The following is an 18844-nucleotide window of genomic DNA, read 5'->3' as shown; positions in this document are numbered from 1 at the left end:
GTTGTTCGTTGGCATTTGTTTTCGCTTTGCGAAAATAGCGAACAAGTTCGCACAAAACTTCGTTTTGCAAATGCCACTCACAAAATTCTTCACTCTGATTAGTGTAAAATAGCGATACCATTACTATATGAATATATCATTCTTGATTTTTCTTTGCAAGCATTTTACTGTGATTTTTTGAGGAAAAAGTAAAACGTAAATTCCTTTAAATTTTTAGCACGAACTACTGTCACTATTCTACTTTTATGATAAAATAGTAATGTATAGAATTTTACCAATTAAAATAAAGGGGGATTATATGATGAATGAAGTCACACAAGCATGGACGCTTCAAAAATTCTTTGGACGTATTTATTCAGTAATGGCGATGGGAGTAGGTATTAGTGCGATTGTGGCATATATGACGATTGCCTTTTTCCCAGAAAATCTGATGAATTTAGGCGGTGGACCGCTCATTGCTATCTGGCTAGTGGAAATGATTTTAGTCATGGCACTTTCTCGTTCGGCGATGAAAAATACCGCTTTTGCTCTTCCGGGATTTTTACTTTTCTCAGCAGTCAATGGGTTTGTGATTAGCTATTCACTTGCTTTTTATCAAGGAACAATTGTTGCACAAGCATTTATTACCGCTGCCGCACTTTTTGCAGGAATGGCAGTTATAGGTGTGAGAACAAGTAAAGATTTGACAGGTATGGGACAAGCAATGTTTGCAGCTCTTTGGGGTGTAATTGTTGCAGGGATTATTGGTATCTTCTTCCCAAATGGTGTGATGGGGTTACTTTTATCGCTTGCAAGTGTTGTGATTTTCTCAGGACTTATCGCTTATGATAATCAACGTATTAAATCTATTTATGAGCAAAACAATGGTTTAGTATCTGACGGCTGGGCAATTTCTATGGGATTAAGCCTGTATCTTGATTTCATTAACCTTTTCTTGAGCATTTTACGCATTTTTGGTTTCTTGAGCAGAGATTAACTTTACAACGAGGTTTCACTTGACGTAACCAAAAAGAAAACTTAAACTAAAAAGAAAAGCGGAGAGGGGTGTTTTGAAGTTTGCAACAGTGAGCCACAGCATTTACTTGCTGGAAACGCAGTTTCCAGTGCTGTTGCGAACAGTTGCCAAACTTCAGCCCCTCATAGCTAGACAAAGAAAAGCGAAGAGAGGTGTTTTGAAGTCTGCAGCAGCGAACCATGTCGTTTATTTACTCGAAACGAAGTTTCGAGCGACATTGTGAGCAGTTGCCAGGCTTCAGCCTCTCGCAGCTAGACAAAAAAGAAAGCTAGTACATTCTATGTTCTCTAAAGAGAGTGACCGTTTGGTGTAAGGTCATGTGAGCAAGTGTGGAATCCACTTTCTAATGATACCCTAAATTGAAAACTTTGGTTCGCAACCTTTATATTGCGTTAAGAGCAATGAGGATTCTCATTGAACTTTGGGTGGCAACGCGGAACGCACTTCGTCCCAATCTACTGGGTGGAGTGCGTTTTTTTATCGTTAGTTTTTAGAAATGTCCGTATCTGTAAGGAATAGTGGGCAAAAAATAAAGGAGGATTATTATGTTAGATATTAAAATGATTCGTACAGAAATTGATGAAGTGGCAAAAAAATTGGCATCTCGTGGTGTAGAAAGTAGCGTATTAGAACATTTACAAGAATTAGATGTGAAACGCAGAAGTCACTTGGTTGAAGTGGAGGAGTTAAAACAGACAAGAAATACTGTGTCAGAAGAAATTTCACAATTAAAACGTAAAAAAGAAGATGCTAGTGAGCAAATTGCTGAAATGCAAAAAACATCAGCGAAAATCAAAGAACTAGACGCTCATTTGGCTGAAATTGACAGTGAAATTGATGAAATTATTACACGTTTGCCGAATTTACCAGCTGAGGATGTGCCTGTTGGTGCAGATGAGGAGGACAATGTGGAAATTCGTCGTGGAGGCATCTCGCCGAGTTTTGATTTTGAGCCAAAACCACATTGGGAAATTGGTGAGGAACTTGGCATTTTAGATTTTGATCGTGGTGCCAAGGTGAGTGGTGCAAGATTCCTTTACTATAAAGGACTTGGTGCAAGACTTGAGCGTGCAATTTATAATTTCATGTTGGATGAACACGCAAGTGAGGGGTATACGGAGATTATTCCGCCGTATTTGGTGAATGATACAGCAATGTTTGGAACAGGGCAATTTCCAAAGTTCAAGGAGGACGTTTTCCAGATTGACAATGGGAATTTAACGCTAATTCCAACAGCTGAAGTACCACTTACAAACTATTATGCTAATGAAATTTTGGATAAAAAAGATTTGCCAATCTACTTTACCGCTCTTTCTCCAAGTTTTAGAAGTGAGGCTGGAAGTGCAGGACGTGATACTCGTGGGTTGATTCGTTTGCACCAGTTTAACAAAGTGGAAATGGTGAAATTTGCCGATAAGGAGACTAGCTTTGATGAGTTAGAAAAAATGGTGGTCAATGCCGAAAATATTTTGCAAAAACTCGGTCTTGCTTATCGTGTGATCGTACTTTGCACGGGAGATATGGGCTTTAGTGCAACGAAAACATATGATCTTGAAGTTTGGATTCCTGCACAAAACACATATCGTGAAATTTCAAGTTGCTCAAATACTGGCGATTTCCAAGCAAGACGTGCAAAAATCCGTTATCGTGATGAGGAAGGGAAAGTTCAACTCGCTCATACGTTGAACGGTAGTGGACTTGCAGTCGGTCGTACAGTTGCAGCGATTTTGGAGAATTATCAAAACGCAGACGGAAGTGTTACTATTCCAGAGGTGTTAGTACCGTATATGAATGGTGTAACAAAAATTGAAAAAGTGAAGTAGTATTATAAGGCTCTAGGGTGAATTTTTTTCCCTAGGGCTTTTTAGCAAAGTGTAATTCTTAAAAAATCCTAAAATTCTAGATTTATTTTGCTTTTTTCATTTTATTTGTGTAACCTATAAGGGTACTAAGGAGGAGAGCAAATGAGTCGAATGGAACGTTATAAAGGATTGCGTAATGATATAAAAAAAGGAAATGTCGAGGTGGAAAAGAAGAAAAAGAATCATTTCCGCCGAGAAAGAACACCGAAAGTGCGTGAAGAGGAATTTTATCAAAATTCAAATCAACCGATGTATGAAGAATATCAAGAATATCAAGAATATCAAGAATATCAAGGGTATCAACAACTTCCACCACAACCTAAGTTGTCTTTGAAAGAGCAAAAAAGGCAGAAAAAGCAGGCGAAAAAATATAAGAAAAACGGCAAAAAGAAACGTCATATTTTCCGTTGGATTTTATTGATTTTACTACTCATTGTTGTTATTATCGTTGGGCGATTTGTGCTTGGAATTAATCAAGCAATGAAAGGTGAAAAACCGCCAACGGAGAATTTTGCTGGTGTTGTAAGTAGTAACGGAGCGAATAATATTCTCATACTTGGAACAGATCAGCGTGATTATCAAAATAGTGGCGAGGCAAGAAGTGACTCAATTATGGTTTTACAGCTTGACGGACCAAGTAAAAGACCGAAATTGATTTCATTTATGCGTGATACATTAGTGATGATTCCAGATGTGGGAAGCGATCAGAAGATAAACAATGCGTTTACGATTGGTGAGCAAAACGAAAATCAAGGGGCGGAGCTTATGCGACAAACGCTCAAAGCAAATTTTGGCATTGACTGTAAATATTATGCAATGGTGAATTTCAATTCATTTGCCAAAGTAATTGACGGTCTTTTCCCGAGTGGAGTAGAAATAGATGCTCAATTTGCCACTGTTGACGGTCAGAGCGTGACGAGTGTAGAGGTGCCAGACGATTTGAATAAAAAAGAAGGGCAACCGACACCGCAACAGACCATTCATGTTGGCAAACAAAAAATGGACGGTAGAACGCTATTGAACTATGCTCGTTTCCGACATGACGATGAAAATGATTTTGGTCGTGTCAAACGTCAACAACAAGTGTTGACGGCAATTATGCAACAAGTTAAAAATCCTGCATTATTGTTCAACGCTCCGTACGCATTAGGGCAAGTAATTGGCTATACTTCAACGGATGTGCCGAATACATTTATGACAAGTGCAATGTGGAATATTATCACTGGAAAAGAAAAAGGTGTGGACAAAATGTCTATACCAATCAAGGATACCTATGTTTCAGCATATGATATTTACGGCGGACAGGCACTAGAAATTGTGGACATGGAAGGAACAAAGGCAAGAATACAGGAATTTTTGAATAATTAAGTGTTCATTTGTTAAGCTTGCAGGGAGATTTTCCAATCTCTCTGTTTTTTATTCAAAAACTATGTTAAAATGGAATTTCTAATACTGTTTCCGCTCTAAAATATTTTGGAGTAGAAATAGTATAAACGGAGGTGTAGCATGAAAATTGCAATCGTAACAGATAGTACAGCAGTGCTGTCTGAGGAAACGAAAAACCAAGGCAATCTATTTGTTTTACCAATCCCTGTTGTTTTGGACGGAGAAGCATATAGCGAGGGTGTAGAAATTAATGAGGCGGAATTTTTTGAACGTATCAAGACTTCTAGCTCATTTCCAACGACAAGTCAACCGTCTTTAGGTGAAGTGATTGAGTTGTATCAAGAAATTCAGGCAAAAGGGTTTGAAAAAATTATTGCTATTCATTTATCTAGTGGAATTTCGGGATTTTTGCGAAATGTAGCGACGATTTCTGATGTGGTAGAAAATTTGGATATTCATTTGTTTGACTCGAAAATTACCTCTACCCCAATGGGGCACATGGTAGATGTAGCAGTGAAAATGTCGCAGGAAAATAAAACAGTCGAAGAAATCCTAAACAAGCTTGAGCGAATGCGTAAGCACACGAAAGCATATATGATTGTAGACGATTTGGATTATTTAGTGCGTGGCGGTCGCTTGCACAATGGTGTAGCGATTATCGGAGGTCTACTAAAAATCAAACCGATTTTAACTTTTGAAGATGGGCAAATTGAACTTTCTGAAAAAGTGAGAACTTCAACAAAAGCATTTAGTCGGATAGAAGAATTAGTAGAAGAAAAACACGAAGAATTTGGTTCACAAGTATATATTGACATCATTCATTCTAATAATTTAACAAGAGCTAAAGAAATTCGTGAAAATTTACTTGAAAAACTTCCCAATCAAGAGATTGGAATTGCGACATTTGGACCTGTTATTGGCACACATTTGGGAGATAAAGCAATAGGTTTTGGGATTGTAACACAAAAATAGTAGTATTATTTTTGGGAAATGGGATTACGGTAAGGCAAAAAGAGAACGATAAAAAAGCCTCAGCGATTAGGCAAGAGTATAAAAAACTCTAAAATGAATTGCCAAACCCGAGCGGACAACCAGTCCGCTTTTTTATTAAAAGAAAAGCGAAGAGGGGCGGTTAGAAGTCTGTGGCAGTGAACCGTGCCGTTCATATACTGCTACACTTCGTTTCGCATACAGTCTTTCTAAGAATCAAAGATTCTTGAAAGACTAGCATCGAAACTTTAGTTTCGAGCGGCACTGTGAACAGCCACCAGACTTCTGCCCCTCACAGTTAACCAAAGGAGGTCAATAATGGAAGACAAACGGCATTATCCCACAGATATTTTGATAATGGTAATAGGAACAGCGATTTACGCATTCGGTTTAGTGTATTTGAATATCGCTAATCATTTGGCGGAGGGTGGATTGACTGGGATTACGCTGATTTTGCGTGCAGTTTTTCATATTAATCCTGCGTATTCCTCGCTTATCCTCAATATCCCCTTGATTTTGCTTGGTGGGAAAATTTTGGGAAAACGGAGTTTTTGGTACACTGTAACTGGAACGGTTTCGCTGTCGATTTTTTTGTGGATTTGGCAAAAAATCCCCTTAGAGTTAAATGTTGAGCATGATATGCTTATTGCCAGTCTCCTCGCAGGGCTTGCTGCTGGTGTGGGAAGTGGATTGGTCTATCGTGTTGGTGGCACGACTGGAGGTGCAGATATTGTTGCACGAATTGTGGAAAAGCATATCGGCATGGGGATGGGGCGTTCACTCTTTATTTTTGATATATTTGTATTGACAAGTTCGCTTATTTATATAGACATTCAACACATGATGTATACGCTAATTGCTAGTTTTGTCTTTTCTCGTGTGGTTGAAGGGATAACAAGTGGTGGTTACACAGTGCGTGGAATGTTGATTATTTCGCAGGAAAGTGAGAAAATTGCAGAGGAAGTCATGAAACTTTTAGATCGTGGTGTGACATTTTTAGATGGTGAGGGTGCTTTTTCTGGTGAGGAGAAGAAGATTATTTATATCGTCCTTAGCCCACGAGAAATTATGGAAGTGAAACGGATGATACTAGAAGAATTTGATGATCGTGCATTTATCTCGGTTATTAATGTTCATGAGGCGATTGGCGAAGGCTTTACTTACGAAAGGCGGAAGAAATCCTTGCTAAATTTAAAAAAATCTTAGAGGTATTCTTAAAGATTTCAAGGAGAGACAGATGAAAGATTTCAGTAATTTTCAAGAAAAAACACTTAAAGAAATGCAAGTCGAGTTAGATGATTATATCGCCCAATTTAAAAAGGGTTATTTTCCGCCGATGAGTCAAATGGTACGCATGAGCGAAGAAGTAGGTGAACTTTCTCGTGAAGTTATGCACGTTTATGGTGAAAAACAAAAGAAAGAAAACGAACCAAATGGAAGTATCTCAGAGGAATTAGGAGATGTTCTCGTGGTGGTCATGCTTTTGGCAAATTCGCTAAACATTGATTTGACCGATACTTTTGAGAAAAATATGGAAAAATTTTACAAAAGGGATACTTATCGCTTTGAGCGTGTAGATGAGGAAACCTCAGCTTTTGAAAATGAATGAAGGTGAACGAATGAAATTCAAACAAATTCCCAAAGAATTTATGCGGGCATTGCCTGTGATCAAAAAAATAGAAAATGCAGGTTTTTTAGCGTATTTTGTTGGTGGAAGTGTGCGTGATGCACTGCTTGGTGTGGAAATTCACGATGTAGATATTGCTACAAGTGCGTATCCAGAGGAAATCAAGCAAATTTTTCCAAAAACGATAGATGTCGGCATTGAACATGGTACAGTGCTGGTTTTGTGCGAGGAGGAAAATTATGAAATCACCACTTTTCGTACAGAAGGTACTTATCAAGACTATCGCAGACCAGATGAGGTAACGTTTGTTCGCACGCTTGAAGAAGATTTGAGACGGAGAGATTTCACGATCAACGCTCTTGCATTGGAGCAAACTGGTGAGTTAGTGGATAACTTTGAGGGCGAGAAAGATTTGGAAAATAGAGTGATACGTGCAGTCGGAGTGCCAAAAGAAAGATTTCACGAGGATGCTTTGCGAATGATGCGAGCCTTTCGTTTTGCAAGTCAGCTTGACTTTGAAATTGAAAAAGAAACGCTTTTGGCGATTGAGGAAAATGTTTTTCTGTTAGAGAAAATATCGGTAGAACGTATTTTAGCGGAGTTTGTCAAAATGATGATGAGTAAACATTGGAAACGAGGGTTACGTTATTTTCTTGAAACAAATGCTTTTTTATACGTTCCAGCATTGTCTGAAAGTTCACGAGAGGCTCTTGAACAATTTTTGACATTAGAAGAAAACTCTCTTCAAAGTGAGGGGCAGATGTGGGCATTGTTGCTCTTTATGCTAGAAAAAGAATCGGATGAGGTCAGACGTTTCTTGAAGAAATGGAAAGAAAGTAATCAAGTGATAAAAGAGACAAGCAATATTTTGCAAGGTTTGCGACATAGAAAAAATCAAGAATGGTCGGCATTAACGCTTTATTCTTTGAGTGAGGAGGAGGCTTCTTTTGTTGAAGAACTTCTAGGATTTTTCTCCCTTCCGTATGACGTGGCAAAAAGTAGAGAAATGCACAAGCAACTTCCCATTCATTCTAAGGCAGATTTGGCAGTGACAGGTGCTGATTTACTTCAGTTAACGGAAATGCGACAAGGAAAATGGCTAGGCAAATTATTAGATGAACTTGAAAAGAATGTTCTTTTAGGGGAAATTGACAACAAAAAACAAGAATTACTTAATTTTTCGCAGAAAAAATTGGAGTTTCTAAGCTAAGAATACAATTTTCTCGTTGTTTTTGCTATAATAGAAGTTGCGTAGTTTATTTTACTATTCAAGTTAACAATCAGTAGATGTTAATGTTGAACTGGTAGTATTCAGCCAAACAAGGAGTAGAATAATTTTTGGTTGAATAGACTCGATATTCTCCACATAAGAATGAAATAAAAAATAGAATAAAGTTTTGAAAGGAAAGAAAAAATGACGAATATTGTTCGTAAAATGATTGAGAATGACAAGCGTGAGCTTCGTCGTCTTGACAAAACTGCTGCAAAGGTAGAGGCTTTTGCTCAGACAATGGAAAATTTAACAGATGAAGAATTACAGGCAAAAACACCAGAATTGAAAAATCGTTTGCAAAATGGTGCAACGCTAGATGAATTGTTACCTGAGGCATTTGCGGTCGTTCGTGAGGCGGCAAAACGTGTGCTTGGCTTGTACCCATACCACGTGCAAATCATGGGGGGCATTGTTTTGCATGACGGAGATATTCCAGAAATGCGTACAGGTGAAGGGAAAACCTTAACTGCGACAATGCCAGTTTATCTCAACGCTTTAGAAGGTAAAGGGGTACACGTTGTAACGGTCAATGAATACTTGGCAACACGTGATGCCAGTGAAATGGGTGAATTATACAACTGGCTTGGTTTGACAGTAGGACTCAATATTGCCTCAAAAACACCAGAAGAAAAACGTGCAGCGTATGCGTGTGACATCACATATTCTACGAATAATGAACTTGGATTTGACTATTTGCGTGACAACATGGTGGTTTACCAAAATCAAATGGTACAACGTCCGCTCAACTTTGCTTTAGTCGATGAAGTAGACTCGATTTTAGTCGATGAGGCACGTACACCATTGATTATCTCTGGTCAGGCGGAACAATCAACAGCAATGTATACACGTGTAGATACATTTGTCAAAGGTTTGCGTGATGAAGATTATACCATTGACATTCAATCGAAAACAATTGGTTTGACAGAAAGCGGAATTGACAAGGCAGAAGAACATTTCCGTTTGGAAAACTTGTATGACTTGGAAAATACAGCTTTGACACACCACTTAGACCAATCACTTCGTGCAAACTTCATTATGGAGCTTGACAAGGATTATGTGGTACAAGAAGGAAAAGTCATGATTGTAGACCAATTTACAGGTCGTATCATGGATGGACGTCGTTACTCTGATGGATTGCACCAAGCGATTGAGGCAAAAGAAGGCGTTGAAATCGAAGATGAATCTAAGACAATGGCGACCATTACTTTCCAGAACTACTTCCGTATGTATAAAAAATTGGCAGGGATGACAGGGACGGCGAAAACCGAAGAAGAAGAATTTCGTGAAATTTATAATATGCAGGTTACACCGATTCCAACAAACCGTCCGATTATGCGTATTGACCATGCAGACTTGCTTTATCCTACGTTGCGTTCTAAATTTAACGCAGTAGTCGAAGATATTAAAAACCGTCATCGTGAAGGACAGCCAATTCTTGTTGGTACTGTTGCTGTTGAAACGAGTGAAATGCTTAGCCAAATGCTTGCAAGAGAAGGTGTACCGCATGAAGTGTTGAATGCGAAAAACCACTTTAAAGAAGCAGACATTATCATGAATGCAGGGCAAAAAGGTGCGGTAACAATTGCGACCAATATGGCTGGTCGTGGTACGGATATTAAACTTGGTATTGGTGTGAAAGAACTTGGTGGACTTGCGGTAATTGGTACGGAACGTCATGAATCACGTCGTATTGACAATCAGTTGCGTGGACGTTCAGGTCGTCAAGGAGACCCTGGAGTTTCTCAATTCTATCTTTCACTTGAAGATGACTTAATGCGTCGCTTTGGTAGTGAGCGTATCAAGAAAATGCTTGACATGATGAAACTTGAAGAAGATGAAACAGTTATCCAATCGAAAATGTTGACACGTCAAGTAGAATCTGCACAAAAACGTGTAGAAGGAAACAACTACGATACACGTAAAAATGTCTTGCAATATGATGATGTGTTGCGTGAACAGCGTGAAGTTATCTACGGGCAACGTTATGAAGTGATTACAGGTGAAAAAGATTTGCGTGAGGTTATCTTGGCGATGGTGGAACGCACGATTTCACGTGTGGTAGATACGCATACACAAGATGATGACAAGGCAAACTGGGAACTTCAAGGAATTGTCAACTTTGCTGATACAGTTGTCGTGCATGAAGGAGATGTTCGTGTAAGTGACCTTGAAGGCAAGAGTGCAGAAGAAATCAAAACTTTCCTTTATGAAAGAGCGGTCGCTGTTTACGAACAACAAGTGAGCCACCTTCAATCTGAAGCACAAGTGCTTGAGTTCCAAAAAGTCGTGATTCTTCGTGTAGTGGATAACAAATGGACAGATCACATTGATGAAATGGATCAACTTCGTCAGTCTGTTGGCTTGCGTGCGTATGGTCAAAACAACCCGCTTGTCGAATATCAAACAGAAGGGTACAAAATGTTTGAGGACATGATTGGTGCAATGGAGTACGAAGTAACACGTCTATTCATGAAAGCTCAAATTCACCAAAACGTACAGCGTGAGCAAGTAGCCTCAGGTGAGGCACAACACCCTGAACTTGAAAAAGGTGAAGGAGTTGTAAGTGCTGACCAAAAACGTAAACCGATCACGAATCGTGACAATCCATACGCAAATGTAGGAAGAAATGATCCTTGTCCTTGCGGAAGTGGAAAGAAATTCAAAAATTGTCATGGACGTAATTTGTAAAAATGTAAGACAAAGGATAGCTCGTTTATCCTTTGTCTTTTTTGACAAAAAATGCTAGTGCAATAAAATATCACACTAGCATAAGGGATTAATTATAAAATTCGTATTCTTCGTCACGCAAAATATGGATAGGCAAGGCACTAATTTTTTTCAGTTGTGCTTTTTTCTCATTCATCATCGTTTGGAGTTCATCTGATAGTTGCTCCATAATCACACGACCATTTTTAAAGGTGTAACCACCGATTTGAACGGTTTCCTCAGGCGAGAGAATGATGCGACGGTGCGAAATATTTTTGAAAAATTCTTCCATAACATAGTTTGGCAAATAAAATAAATTCTGTGCGGTAAAACTTTCTAAGTACGCATAATCATCAATTGAAACATGAACATCATCGAACACGTCAAAGCTAACATAATCAGGCATGAGCAATGTCCGTTTTTGCAAAATTTGACTAATTTTTTTATTCAGCAAATTCAGCGTGTCAATTTCTTTTACACGATGTTCAAGCTCTCTTTGACGATGTTTCACCTGCCTGTCATATCTTCTTGCAAGCAGAAAACCAAACCCTGTGGTCAAACAACCGATTACCACACCAAAAAAACCAGAAAGTAATACGGATAAATTCATTTTTTCTTCCTCCAATTCAAATAAGGATATAGTTTTTTATGGATACCCTTACCATTATATCGCAAATGTAGAAAGTTACAAAGTAAAATAGTAAACTCAATTGATTTCTTCAGATAAAAAGACTGGAGAAACCTTTCACCCAGCCTTTTTATGAGATTTACAGTTCGTCTAGCATTGTGTGTTCTTTTTCAACACGTGCCATTCGTTCAAACTTTTCTTCATCTTCTTGATTGTCACGAATGACTTTTGAAACAGTAAAAGAAGAAGAGATAATACCAACAGTTCCCATTAAATAGTAGCCTTTCACCATTAACGGTTCTTTTAGCGTATAAAGTCCGATAAGCATAAGAGCAACAAACAATGAGAATGATGCCCAAGCTAGAAAAACAAAAGAGCTAGTGTTGCGAAATACCTTTTTTTTCATATTTTTTCCTTTCTTTCTTTGAATTGATGCAATTCAAGTTTTGAAGTCAAAGACTTCTTATTTCTTTTATATAAAAATGGAATAAAAAAGTCAAGGGATTTCTATAAAATACCCGTTAAAAACGATTTATCCTAAATATAAAAATGTATATAGTTTGAATCTTTTATCTATAAAAGGTAAAATTTATAAGTAGCAAAAATTTTATTTTTGGAGGAATTTATTATGAACTTAGTTCCAACAGTGATTGAACAATCAAGTCGTGGAGAGCGTGCGTATGATATTTATTCTCGTTTGTTGAAAGACCGCATTATTATGTTGACAGGTCCTATTGATGACAATGTGGCAAATTCTGTGATTGCTCAACTTTTGTTCTTAGATGCTCAAGATAGTGAAAAAGATATTTATCTTTACATTAATTCACCAGGCGGAAGTGTGTCGGCAGGTCTTGCAATTTATGATACGATGAATTTTATCAAATCGGATGTGCAGACAATCGTGCTTGGTATGGCGGCGTCAATGGGAAGTTTCCTTGCAACAGCAGGAGAGAAAGGCAAACGATTTGCTTTGCCAAATGCTGAAATCATGATTCACCAACCGCTTGGTGGTGCTCAAGGTCAAGCGACAGAAATTTTGATTGCAGCAGATCATATCAAAAAAACTCGTGAACGTTTGAACACCATTCTCTCAGAACGCACAGGGCAAGATTTGGCAACGATTGAAAAAGATACAGATCGTGACAATTATATGACTGCTCAAGAGGCGAAAGAATATGGTTTGATTGATGAAGTTATGGAAAATGCCTCAAGTTTGAAATAAAAATTGATGTTGGGATTAACCGTCCCAACTTTTTTTATATGGTCACCTCTAAAAACTCCGCTTAAGACTAAATTAGCTAGTTTTTAGAGGTGACCATATAGAGATACCCTAATAAAAAAACTAAACTATTTTCTAAGAAACCCTCAAAGAATTTGGAAAATCAGAAACAACCTCAAGAATGTGTTATAATATTTTTAATAGAGTCTGATTAAGGAAAGAGGGAATAGATACTTGACGGAAAAACATTCCATTTTAATGAATATAACGGAAGATACAGCATTATTATTTGGCAATCAAGATAAACATATTAAACTTTTAGAAGAACAATTATCCCTTGTCATTCATGCACGTGGAGAAAATGTGCAGATTTTGGGTGAGGAGGAGAATGCCGAGTGTGCTAGACAGGTTTTAGATACACTTCAAGTGTTGATTCGGCGTGGAATCAAAATTTCGACACCTGATGTTGTAAGTGCTTTGAAAATGGCGAAAAATCATACGTTAGAGCAATTTATTGCAATGTATGAAGAAGAAATTATCAAAGATCAGCACGGGAAACCGATTCGTATCAAAACGCTCGGGCAAAAACGTTATGTGGAGGCGATTAAGAAAAATGACGTTGCTTTTGGGATTGGCCCTGCTGGTACGGGAAAGACATTTTTAGCGGTTGTTTTGGCGATTTCTGCACTCAAGCGTGGTGAAGTCAAACGAATTATTCTTACACGTCCAGCGGTGGAGGCGGGCGAAAGTCTAGGTTTTTTGCCGGGAGATTTAAAGGAAAAAGTTGACCCTTATCTTCGTCCTGTCTATGACGCTCTTTATCAGATTTTTGGCGTAGAGCATACGAATCGCTTAATGGAGCGTGGTGTGATTGAGATAGCACCCCTTGCTTATATGCGTGGCAGAACGCTTGAAGATGCGTTTGTTATTTTAGATGAGGCACAAAATACAACGGTCATGCAGATGAAAATGTTTTTGACACGTCTAGGGTACAACTCCAAAATGATCGTCAACGGAGATGTCTCGCAAATTGATTTGCCAAGAGGAGCAATGAGCGGTTTGATTCATGCAGAACGCACGCTCAAAGGCATCTCACGCATTTCTTTTGTTGATTTTGACACAACAGATGTCGTGCGACACCCAGTTGTCGCGGAGATTTTGCGAGCGTATGAAAAGGATAGTGTGAAACATTCTAATGTCAATAAATAACGATAATTTACCGAGGAAGAACAATGGATCTTACAATAATTGATGAAACAAATAAAGTAACCGAGGAACAAATCGAACAAACGAAGAAGTTGCTTGATTATGCAGCCGACTATTTGAAATTGCCGAAAGACACAATGATGAGCGTAACGTTTATGGATAATGCAGCCATTCAAACGATTAACCGAGAATATCGTGGAAAAGATATGCCCACAGATGTGATTAGTTTTGCAATTGAAGAAGACGCCACAGATGATTTTGAGGTTTTTCTTGATGATTTAGACGAATTGCCAGATGAGGCAAGAGATTTAGGCGATATTATGATTTCGATTGAACGAGCAAGCCAACAGGCACAGGAGTATGGACATTCTTATGAAAGGGAATTAGGTTTCCTTGCAGTACATGGATTTTTGCATATCAATGGCTATGATCATATGACGCCAGAAGATGAAAAAGAAATGTTTGGCTTGCAAAAGGAAATCTTGGATAGCTATGGACTCAAACGGGAATAAAAAAGGATTTAAAAATCGTGATTTCATCTCCTCTTTTGAATTTGCCTATACAGGCATTAAGACGGTTTTCAAAGAGGAACGCAATATGCGTAAGCACGTGGCAAGTGGTATTGCAGCGATTCTGTTAGGGTTTCTTCTTCAGCTCAATCGCTACGAGTGGCTTTGGCTTTTGCTTGTGATTTTCCTCGTTATCGTAATGGAAACGTGGAACACCGTAGCTGAAAACATTGTTGATTTGGCGGTAGATTATCATTTTCATCCGCTTGCAAAAATTGCCAAAGATATGGCAGCAGGGGCAGTTTTAATGACAAGTATTTTTGCAGGCATTGTCGGAATGATTTTATTCCTGCCGAAAATCTTGCAGTTCATTGGGAAATTTATTTAGGACACCTCTAAAAACTCCGCTTAATACCAAATTAGATAGTTTTTTGTTTTTCGAGGAAATCGACGAAAGCTATGTGGTTCATAGGTTGAGGAGATTGACGAAGAAAAACGGAAAACTAGCAATTTGGGATAAGTGCGAGTTTTTAGAGGTGCCCTTTAGAGAATTATAAATTATGAGTTTCAAAGAAGGAGAAAATATTTTGACAGAATTTAAATCAGGTTTTGTGGCGATTATTGGTCGTCCAAATGTTGGGAAATCAACGTTTCTCAATCGTGTTGTGGGGCAGAAAATTGCGATTATGAGCGATAAAGCTCAAACGACACGGAATAAAATTCAAGGAGTAGTGACAGGCGAAAACAGCCAGATTGTGTTCATTGATACTCCGGGGATTCACAAGCCTAGAACGGCACTTGGTGATTTTATGGTGCAGGCAGCTTATTCAGCACTTGGTGAAGTAGATGCAGTGCTGTTCATGGTTCCTGCCGATCAAAAGCGTGGCAAGGGAGACGACATGATACTTGAACGTCTCAAAAAAGTAAATTCCCCCGTTTATTTGATTGTTAACAAAATTGACAAAGTACATCCAGATGAATTGCTTACATTTATCGAGGATTTTTCTAGCCAAATGGAATTTAAGGAAATTATTCCGATTTCGGCAACTGAGGGCAATAACGTAGAACACCTAATGGAAACGTTGATTGCTCAACTGCCAGAGGGCCCTCAATATTTCCCGGAAGACGCGGTGACGGATCACCCAGAGCGTTTTATCGTCTCTGAAATGGTGCGTGAAAAAGTGCTAAAACTCACACGTGAAGAAGTACCACACGCTGTTGCGGTTGTAGTTGACCAAATGAAACGTGAGGACGAATTTGGTAAAATTCACATTCAAGCAACGATTGTCATCGAACGTGATAGCCAAAAAGGGATTATTATCGGTAAAGGTGGCAGTATGCTGAAAAAAATTGGTTCCATGGCAAGACGTGACATTGAGTTAATGCTTGGTGAAAAAGTTTATTTAGAACTTTGGGTCAAAGTGCAAAAAGATTGGCGAGACAAGCAAATTTATTTGCAAGATTATGGATACAAAAAGGATGATTATTAGAGGTATCCTAAAGTGTAAAACAATCAAACTGAACAGAATTTCTGTTCGGTTTTTGCTTAGAATAGCGAGGTGAGAATGTGCAGTCTGAAAAAGAAGGGATTATTCTTTGGACAAAAAATCATAAAGAGCAAGATAAAATGGTAAAACTTTTCACAAAAGAAAATGGTAAAATCATGTGTTACGCTCGTGGTGTGCATAAGACCAATCATCCGTTAAAGGCTGCCATTCAGCCATTTACCAAAGCGATTTTTTTAGGAAATTTTAAGTCGGACGGCTTATCATTTTTAAATGCTGCCAAAGAAATTCATGCGTTTCAAACCGTTCAGCAAGATATTTTCATCTCAGCATATGCGACGTATATTTTAAATCTCGTTGATGCGGCAATTGAGGACAGAATAGCAGATGAATCTCTTTTTCAGCTATGTATGGAGGCGTTGACCATGCTTGATAATGGAAACGACGAGGAGATTATTACCAACATTTTCGAGGTGCAAGTATTGCAATGGTTTGGAGTGAAAGTGAATTTTCATTCATGCGTTTTTTGCGGAGAAACGAACGGAAAATTTGACATCTCAACGGTCAATCACGGTATTTTATGCGAAAAACATTTTGCCAAAGACCCAAGACGACTCCACGCAAGCCCAAAAGCTACACACTTAATCAGAATGTTTTCAGCCATTTCCTACCCAAGAATAAGAAATATCACCGTAAAACCCGAAACAAAAGCAGAATTGCGTAAAGTAATTGATGAGTTGTACCAAGAATATGTCGGACTGAATTTAAAAAGTAAGAAATTTTTAGATGAAATGGTAAAATGGCGGTTTTAGTGAAAAACACCGAAAGAGCGAAAAACTCTTTCGGTGTTTTATTGATTATCAATTCTTTTTATACAACGGCCTTGACACTCCATACCACCATTTTGAAAGATGTTTTTGAATCCAAGGTTGCACGTAACGGTCAAGACCAAACGCACGACCACTTCCGTTCATGAGGGCGATTGCTACAAAGACAAACCAGATATTTGTCCAGTAGAACATTCCGCTAAGGCAGAACATAACCGTTAAACCAGCAGTAGCACCACTTGCGATAAAGGTGAACAGTCCAAGAATTAATGCAAGAGCAATTGCTACTTCGACAAAACTCATGACTTTTTGCATAAGTAGAGCTGTTTCTTTGTTAGGAATCATAAATTTCATGACCGGCTCTAAGAATTTTGGTACAGAGTCAAAAACTGCCATTGGTTCGTTTCCATAAGAATAACTGAGTCCGAAAACAGATTTTGCTGCCTCTCCTGCACCACTTGCTGCTGCTCCGCTTGCCGCACTCACTGCATCACTTGCCGCTTCGCTTGCTCCTGTTGTTACATTTTCTTGCAACCAAGGGAATGTGAAATGCACATCATTGGTAAACCAAGAACCTTTGCCAAACCAAGTATAAGGTTTAAGGAAATCTCCCTCGCCAACGATTTTATGACTTGCCTCAACAAGCCAAGTAAGACCATAGAAAATACGAAGTGGTACGCTCCAAAGCACATTTCCCATACGACTTAGATGTCCATACCCCATGTTACGCATATTTGTTGTATGGAAAAATTCATTTTTCAAATACTGGAAGAGATAATAACCACTTCTGATTTGGAAACAATAGAGCATGTAAACCAAATGTTTCATCAACATTGCCCAAAAACCTGAAAGGTGTAGGAAGTTCATCAGATAAGCAACACCCCATTTTGAGCCAATGGAAACAAGTGTTCCTTGGTATTTTCCGACAAATTTATGTTTTTCGCCACCGTTGATTTCAGCAATGATATTGCTTGCCGCAGTATGCCCTGTTTGTTCAGCAGCCTCAACGATTTGCGGTTGCGGGCGACCTTGTTCGTCTAGTACACCAGAAATATCTCCAGCTACATAAACACCTTTCCCCTCGAAACCAACAGCTTCCATATATTCGTTTGCCACCAAACGATTGCCACGTTCCGTTTCTTTCAAACCATAGGCTTTTGCCTGTGTATTTCCTTGCACACCTGTTGTCCAGATAAGTGTATAGGTAGGAATATCTGCTCCGTCTTTTACTTTAATGTGATTTTCTGCCACTTCTGTAATCGCATGATTGGTAAGCACTTTAACACCTTTTTTATGAAGGAAACGAAGTGCTTTATCTGCGTCAGGTCGTGGAAGAGTGTTTAAGATAGTAGGCATCATCTCGACAACGGCAAGTGTAATTTCACTTGGGTCGATATGATATTTTTTCGCCATAATCTCTTTCCAGTCGATTAATTCGCCAAGCATTTCAATTCCAGTAAAACCAGAACCTGCCACTGCAAAGGTCAACATGGCACGGCGTTTTTCCTCGTCATGCTCAATCACAGCTTTTTCAATGATCACTTCCAAGTGGCGACGAATACGCAAGGCATCCTCCATGCTCCAAAGTGTGAAACCATGCTCGGCAACACCCGGCACCCCAAAATCATTTGGCTCTCCACCTAATGCAAGAAGTACAAAATCATATTCATAACGACCATTTTCCGTTACGACCACTTTGTTTTCTTTGTCAACATTAGTAACGGTATCTGTTACTAATTGAACATTTTTTCTACGTCCAAGTAGTTTTTGCAAATCATATTGACCAGCCTCTTCCTCCACACGTCCTGCTGCGACTTCGTGAAGTTGTGTCATCATGGTGTGATAGCTATGCTTGTCAATGAGTGTAATTTCAGCATTTTGCTTTAATTTGCTAGAAAGCAAACGTGTTGCACTCAATCCTGCAAAACCAGCACCGACGACAACGATGCGTTGTTTTGACATCTAAATTCCCTCCAAATAATAAATTAATAATTTCTAAGAGTTTTACGACTATCCAAAAAGGTTAAGTTTCACTTTTTTTCACAAACGAAACTTGACAAACTCCAACTAATTAATTATAAAGTTTTTTTT

17 protein-coding genes, 2 pseudogenes and 1 other annotated feature are annotated in these 18844 nt (G+C 38.6%); of the genes and pseudogenes, 16 read left to right on the top strand and 3 right to left on the bottom strand.

Going from position 1 to position 18844, the window contains the following annotated elements; genetic code table 11:
• Positions 1–298: 298 nt before the first annotated feature.
• The 10 genes and pseudogenes from B5D30_RS06400 to B5D30_RS14450 all read left to right on the top strand — a co-directional run.
• Complete coding sequence (locus B5D30_RS06400) at positions 299–976, top strand: Bax inhibitor-1/YccA family protein (RefSeq protein ID WP_078807221.1); 678 nt, start codon at positions 299–301, stop codon at positions 974–976.
• A 73-nt stretch (positions 977–1049) separates the two neighbouring features.
• Positions 1050–1238, top strand: coding sequence for a hypothetical protein (locus tag B5D30_RS06395; protein WP_078807220.1), 189 nt, complete (start codon positions 1050–1052; stop codon positions 1236–1238).
• Positions 1239–1271: 33 nt separating this feature from the next.
• Positions 1272–1471 (top strand) — a binding site (T-box leader).
• Positions 1472–1560: 89 nt separating this feature from the next.
• The gene (gene serS / locus B5D30_RS06390) at positions 1561–2838 is read left to right on the top strand and encodes a serine--tRNA ligase (protein WP_078807219.1); all 1278 of its coding nucleotides are present in this window, start codon (positions 1561–1563) and stop codon (positions 2836–2838) included.
• A gap of 141 nt (positions 2839–2979) precedes the next feature.
• Positions 2980–4245 (top strand): LCP family protein, encoded by a 1266-nt coding sequence (locus tag B5D30_RS06385; protein WP_078807218.1) that lies wholly within the window; start codon positions 2980–2982, stop codon positions 4243–4245.
• Between the two features lie 138 nt (positions 4246–4383).
• On the top strand, positions 4384–5235 hold the full coding sequence (locus B5D30_RS06380) for a DegV family protein (RefSeq protein WP_078807217.1): 852 nt from the start codon (positions 4384–4386) through the stop codon (positions 5233–5235).
• A gap of 336 nt (positions 5236–5571) precedes the next feature.
• On the top strand, positions 5572–6459 hold the full coding sequence (locus B5D30_RS06375; protein WP_078807216.1) for a YitT family protein: 888 nt from the start codon (positions 5572–5574) through the stop codon (positions 6457–6459).
• Positions 6460–6490: 31 nt separating this feature from the next.
• Complete coding sequence (locus B5D30_RS06370; protein WP_078807215.1) at positions 6491–6862, top strand: nucleotide pyrophosphohydrolase; 372 nt, start codon at positions 6491–6493, stop codon at positions 6860–6862.
• Between the two features lie 10 nt (positions 6863–6872).
• Positions 6873–8090, top strand: a complete 1218-nt coding sequence (locus B5D30_RS06365; RefSeq protein ID WP_078807228.1) for a CCA tRNA nucleotidyltransferase — start codon at positions 6873–6875, stop codon at positions 8088–8090.
• Positions 8091–8294: 204 nt separating this feature from the next.
• Positions 8295–10692 (top strand): annotated as a pseudogene (gene secA, locus B5D30_RS06360) (preprotein translocase subunit SecA); the annotation flags it as partial.
• Between the two features lie 74 nt (positions 10693–10766).
• Positions 10767–10841: pseudogene (locus B5D30_RS14450) on the top strand (SEC-C metal-binding domain-containing protein); the annotation flags it as partial.
• Positions 10842–10929: 88 nt separating this feature from the next.
• Here the strand turns inward: B5D30_RS14450 and B5D30_RS06355 are convergent.
• Both B5D30_RS06355 and B5D30_RS06350 read right to left on the bottom strand, forming a co-directional pair.
• Positions 10930–11469, bottom strand: a complete 540-nt coding sequence (locus B5D30_RS06355; RefSeq protein WP_078807213.1) for a hypothetical protein — start codon at positions 11467–11469, stop codon at positions 10930–10932.
• Between the two features lie 157 nt (positions 11470–11626).
• Positions 11627–11893 carry a YiaA/YiaB family inner membrane protein gene (locus B5D30_RS06350; RefSeq protein ID WP_078807212.1) on the bottom strand — a complete coding sequence of 89 codons (267 nt, stop codon included), beginning with the start codon at positions 11891–11893 and terminating at the stop codon, positions 11627–11629.
• Positions 11894–12115: 222 nt separating this feature from the next.
• On the opposite strand from B5D30_RS06350, the gene clpP reads away from it, so the two are divergent.
• From clpP to recO, 6 genes are all read left to right on the top strand, one after another.
• Positions 12116–12709 (top strand): ATP-dependent Clp endopeptidase proteolytic subunit ClpP, encoded by a 594-nt coding sequence (gene clpP, locus B5D30_RS06345; protein WP_078807211.1) that lies wholly within the window; start codon positions 12116–12118, stop codon positions 12707–12709.
• 231 nt (positions 12710–12940) lie between these two features.
• Positions 12941–13915 (top strand): PhoH family protein, encoded by a 975-nt coding sequence (locus B5D30_RS06340; RefSeq protein ID WP_078807210.1) that lies wholly within the window; start codon positions 12941–12943, stop codon positions 13913–13915.
• Between the two features lie 23 nt (positions 13916–13938).
• Positions 13939–14424 carry an rRNA maturation RNase YbeY gene (gene ybeY, locus B5D30_RS06335; protein WP_078807209.1) on the top strand — a complete coding sequence of 162 codons (486 nt, stop codon included), beginning with the start codon at positions 13939–13941 and terminating at the stop codon, positions 14422–14424.
• Positions 14405–14809 (top strand): diacylglycerol kinase family protein, encoded by a 405-nt coding sequence (locus tag B5D30_RS06330; RefSeq protein WP_234984633.1) that lies wholly within the window; start codon positions 14405–14407, stop codon positions 14807–14809. The genes ybeY and B5D30_RS06330 overlap by 20 nt, the downstream gene beginning before the upstream one ends.
• A 199-nt stretch (positions 14810–15008) precedes the next feature.
• Positions 15009–15911, top strand: coding sequence for a GTPase Era (gene era, locus B5D30_RS06325; protein WP_078807226.1), 903 nt, complete (start codon positions 15009–15011; stop codon positions 15909–15911).
• Between the two features lie 77 nt (positions 15912–15988).
• A complete protein-coding gene (recO, locus tag B5D30_RS06320) occupies positions 15989–16738 on the top strand; it encodes a DNA repair protein RecO (protein WP_078807208.1) in 750 nt (249 codons plus the stop codon).
• A 48-nt stretch (positions 16739–16786) separates the two neighbouring features.
• Here recO and B5D30_RS06315 read toward each other — a convergent pair whose 3' ends face one another.
• Positions 16787–18715, bottom strand: a complete 1929-nt coding sequence (locus B5D30_RS06315) for an NAD(P)/FAD-dependent oxidoreductase (protein WP_078807207.1) — start codon at positions 18713–18715, stop codon at positions 16787–16789.
• Positions 18716–18844: the final 129 nt, after the last annotated feature.

This window comes from Pilibacter termitis (assembly GCF_900167335.1).
Classification (GTDB): Bacteria; Bacillota; Bacilli; order Lactobacillales; family Streptococcaceae; genus Pilibacter; species Pilibacter termitis.
Note: the sequence above shows the minus strand (reverse complement) of the source record. Positions and strands in the feature narration are given on the sequence as shown.

Bases quoted from the DNA above. Each gene is read 5' to 3' on its own strand.
- B5D30_RS06370 (WP_078807215.1), top strand. From the start codon at position 6,491: ATGAAAGATTTCAGTAATTTTCAAGAAAAAACACTTAAAGAAATGCAA.
- clpP (WP_078807211.1), top strand. From the start codon at position 12,116: ATGAACTTAGTTCCAACAGTGATTGAACAATCAAGTCGTGGAGAGCGT.
- B5D30_RS06400 (WP_078807221.1), top strand. From the start codon at position 299: ATGATGAATGAAGTCACACAAGCATGGACGCTTCAAAAATTCTTTGGA.
- B5D30_RS06355 (WP_078807213.1), bottom strand. From the start codon at position 11,469: ATGAATTTATCCGTATTACTTTCTGGTTTTTTTGGTGTGGTAATCGGT.
- B5D30_RS06365 (WP_078807228.1), top strand. From the start codon at position 6,873: ATGAAATTCAAACAAATTCCCAAAGAATTTATGCGGGCATTGCCTGTG.
- B5D30_RS06315 (WP_078807207.1), bottom strand. From the start codon at position 18,715: ATGTCAAAACAACGCATCGTTGTCGTCGGTGCTGGTTTTGCAGGATTG.
- B5D30_RS06350 (WP_078807212.1), bottom strand. From the start codon at position 11,893: ATGAAAAAAAAGGTATTTCGCAACACTAGCTCTTTTGTTTTTCTAGCT.
- ybeY (WP_078807209.1), top strand. From the start codon at position 13,939: ATGGATCTTACAATAATTGATGAAACAAATAAAGTAACCGAGGAACAA.
- B5D30_RS06380 (WP_078807217.1), top strand. From the start codon at position 4,384: ATGAAAATTGCAATCGTAACAGATAGTACAGCAGTGCTGTCTGAGGAA.
- B5D30_RS06330 (WP_234984633.1), top strand. From the start codon at position 14,405: ATGGACTCAAACGGGAATAAAAAAGGATTTAAAAATCGTGATTTCATC.
- serS (WP_078807219.1), top strand. From the start codon at position 1,561: ATGTTAGATATTAAAATGATTCGTACAGAAATTGATGAAGTGGCAAAA.
- B5D30_RS06375 (WP_078807216.1), top strand. From the start codon at position 5,572: ATGGAAGACAAACGGCATTATCCCACAGATATTTTGATAATGGTAATA.
- B5D30_RS06385 (WP_078807218.1), top strand. From the start codon at position 2,980: ATGAGTCGAATGGAACGTTATAAAGGATTGCGTAATGATATAAAAAAA.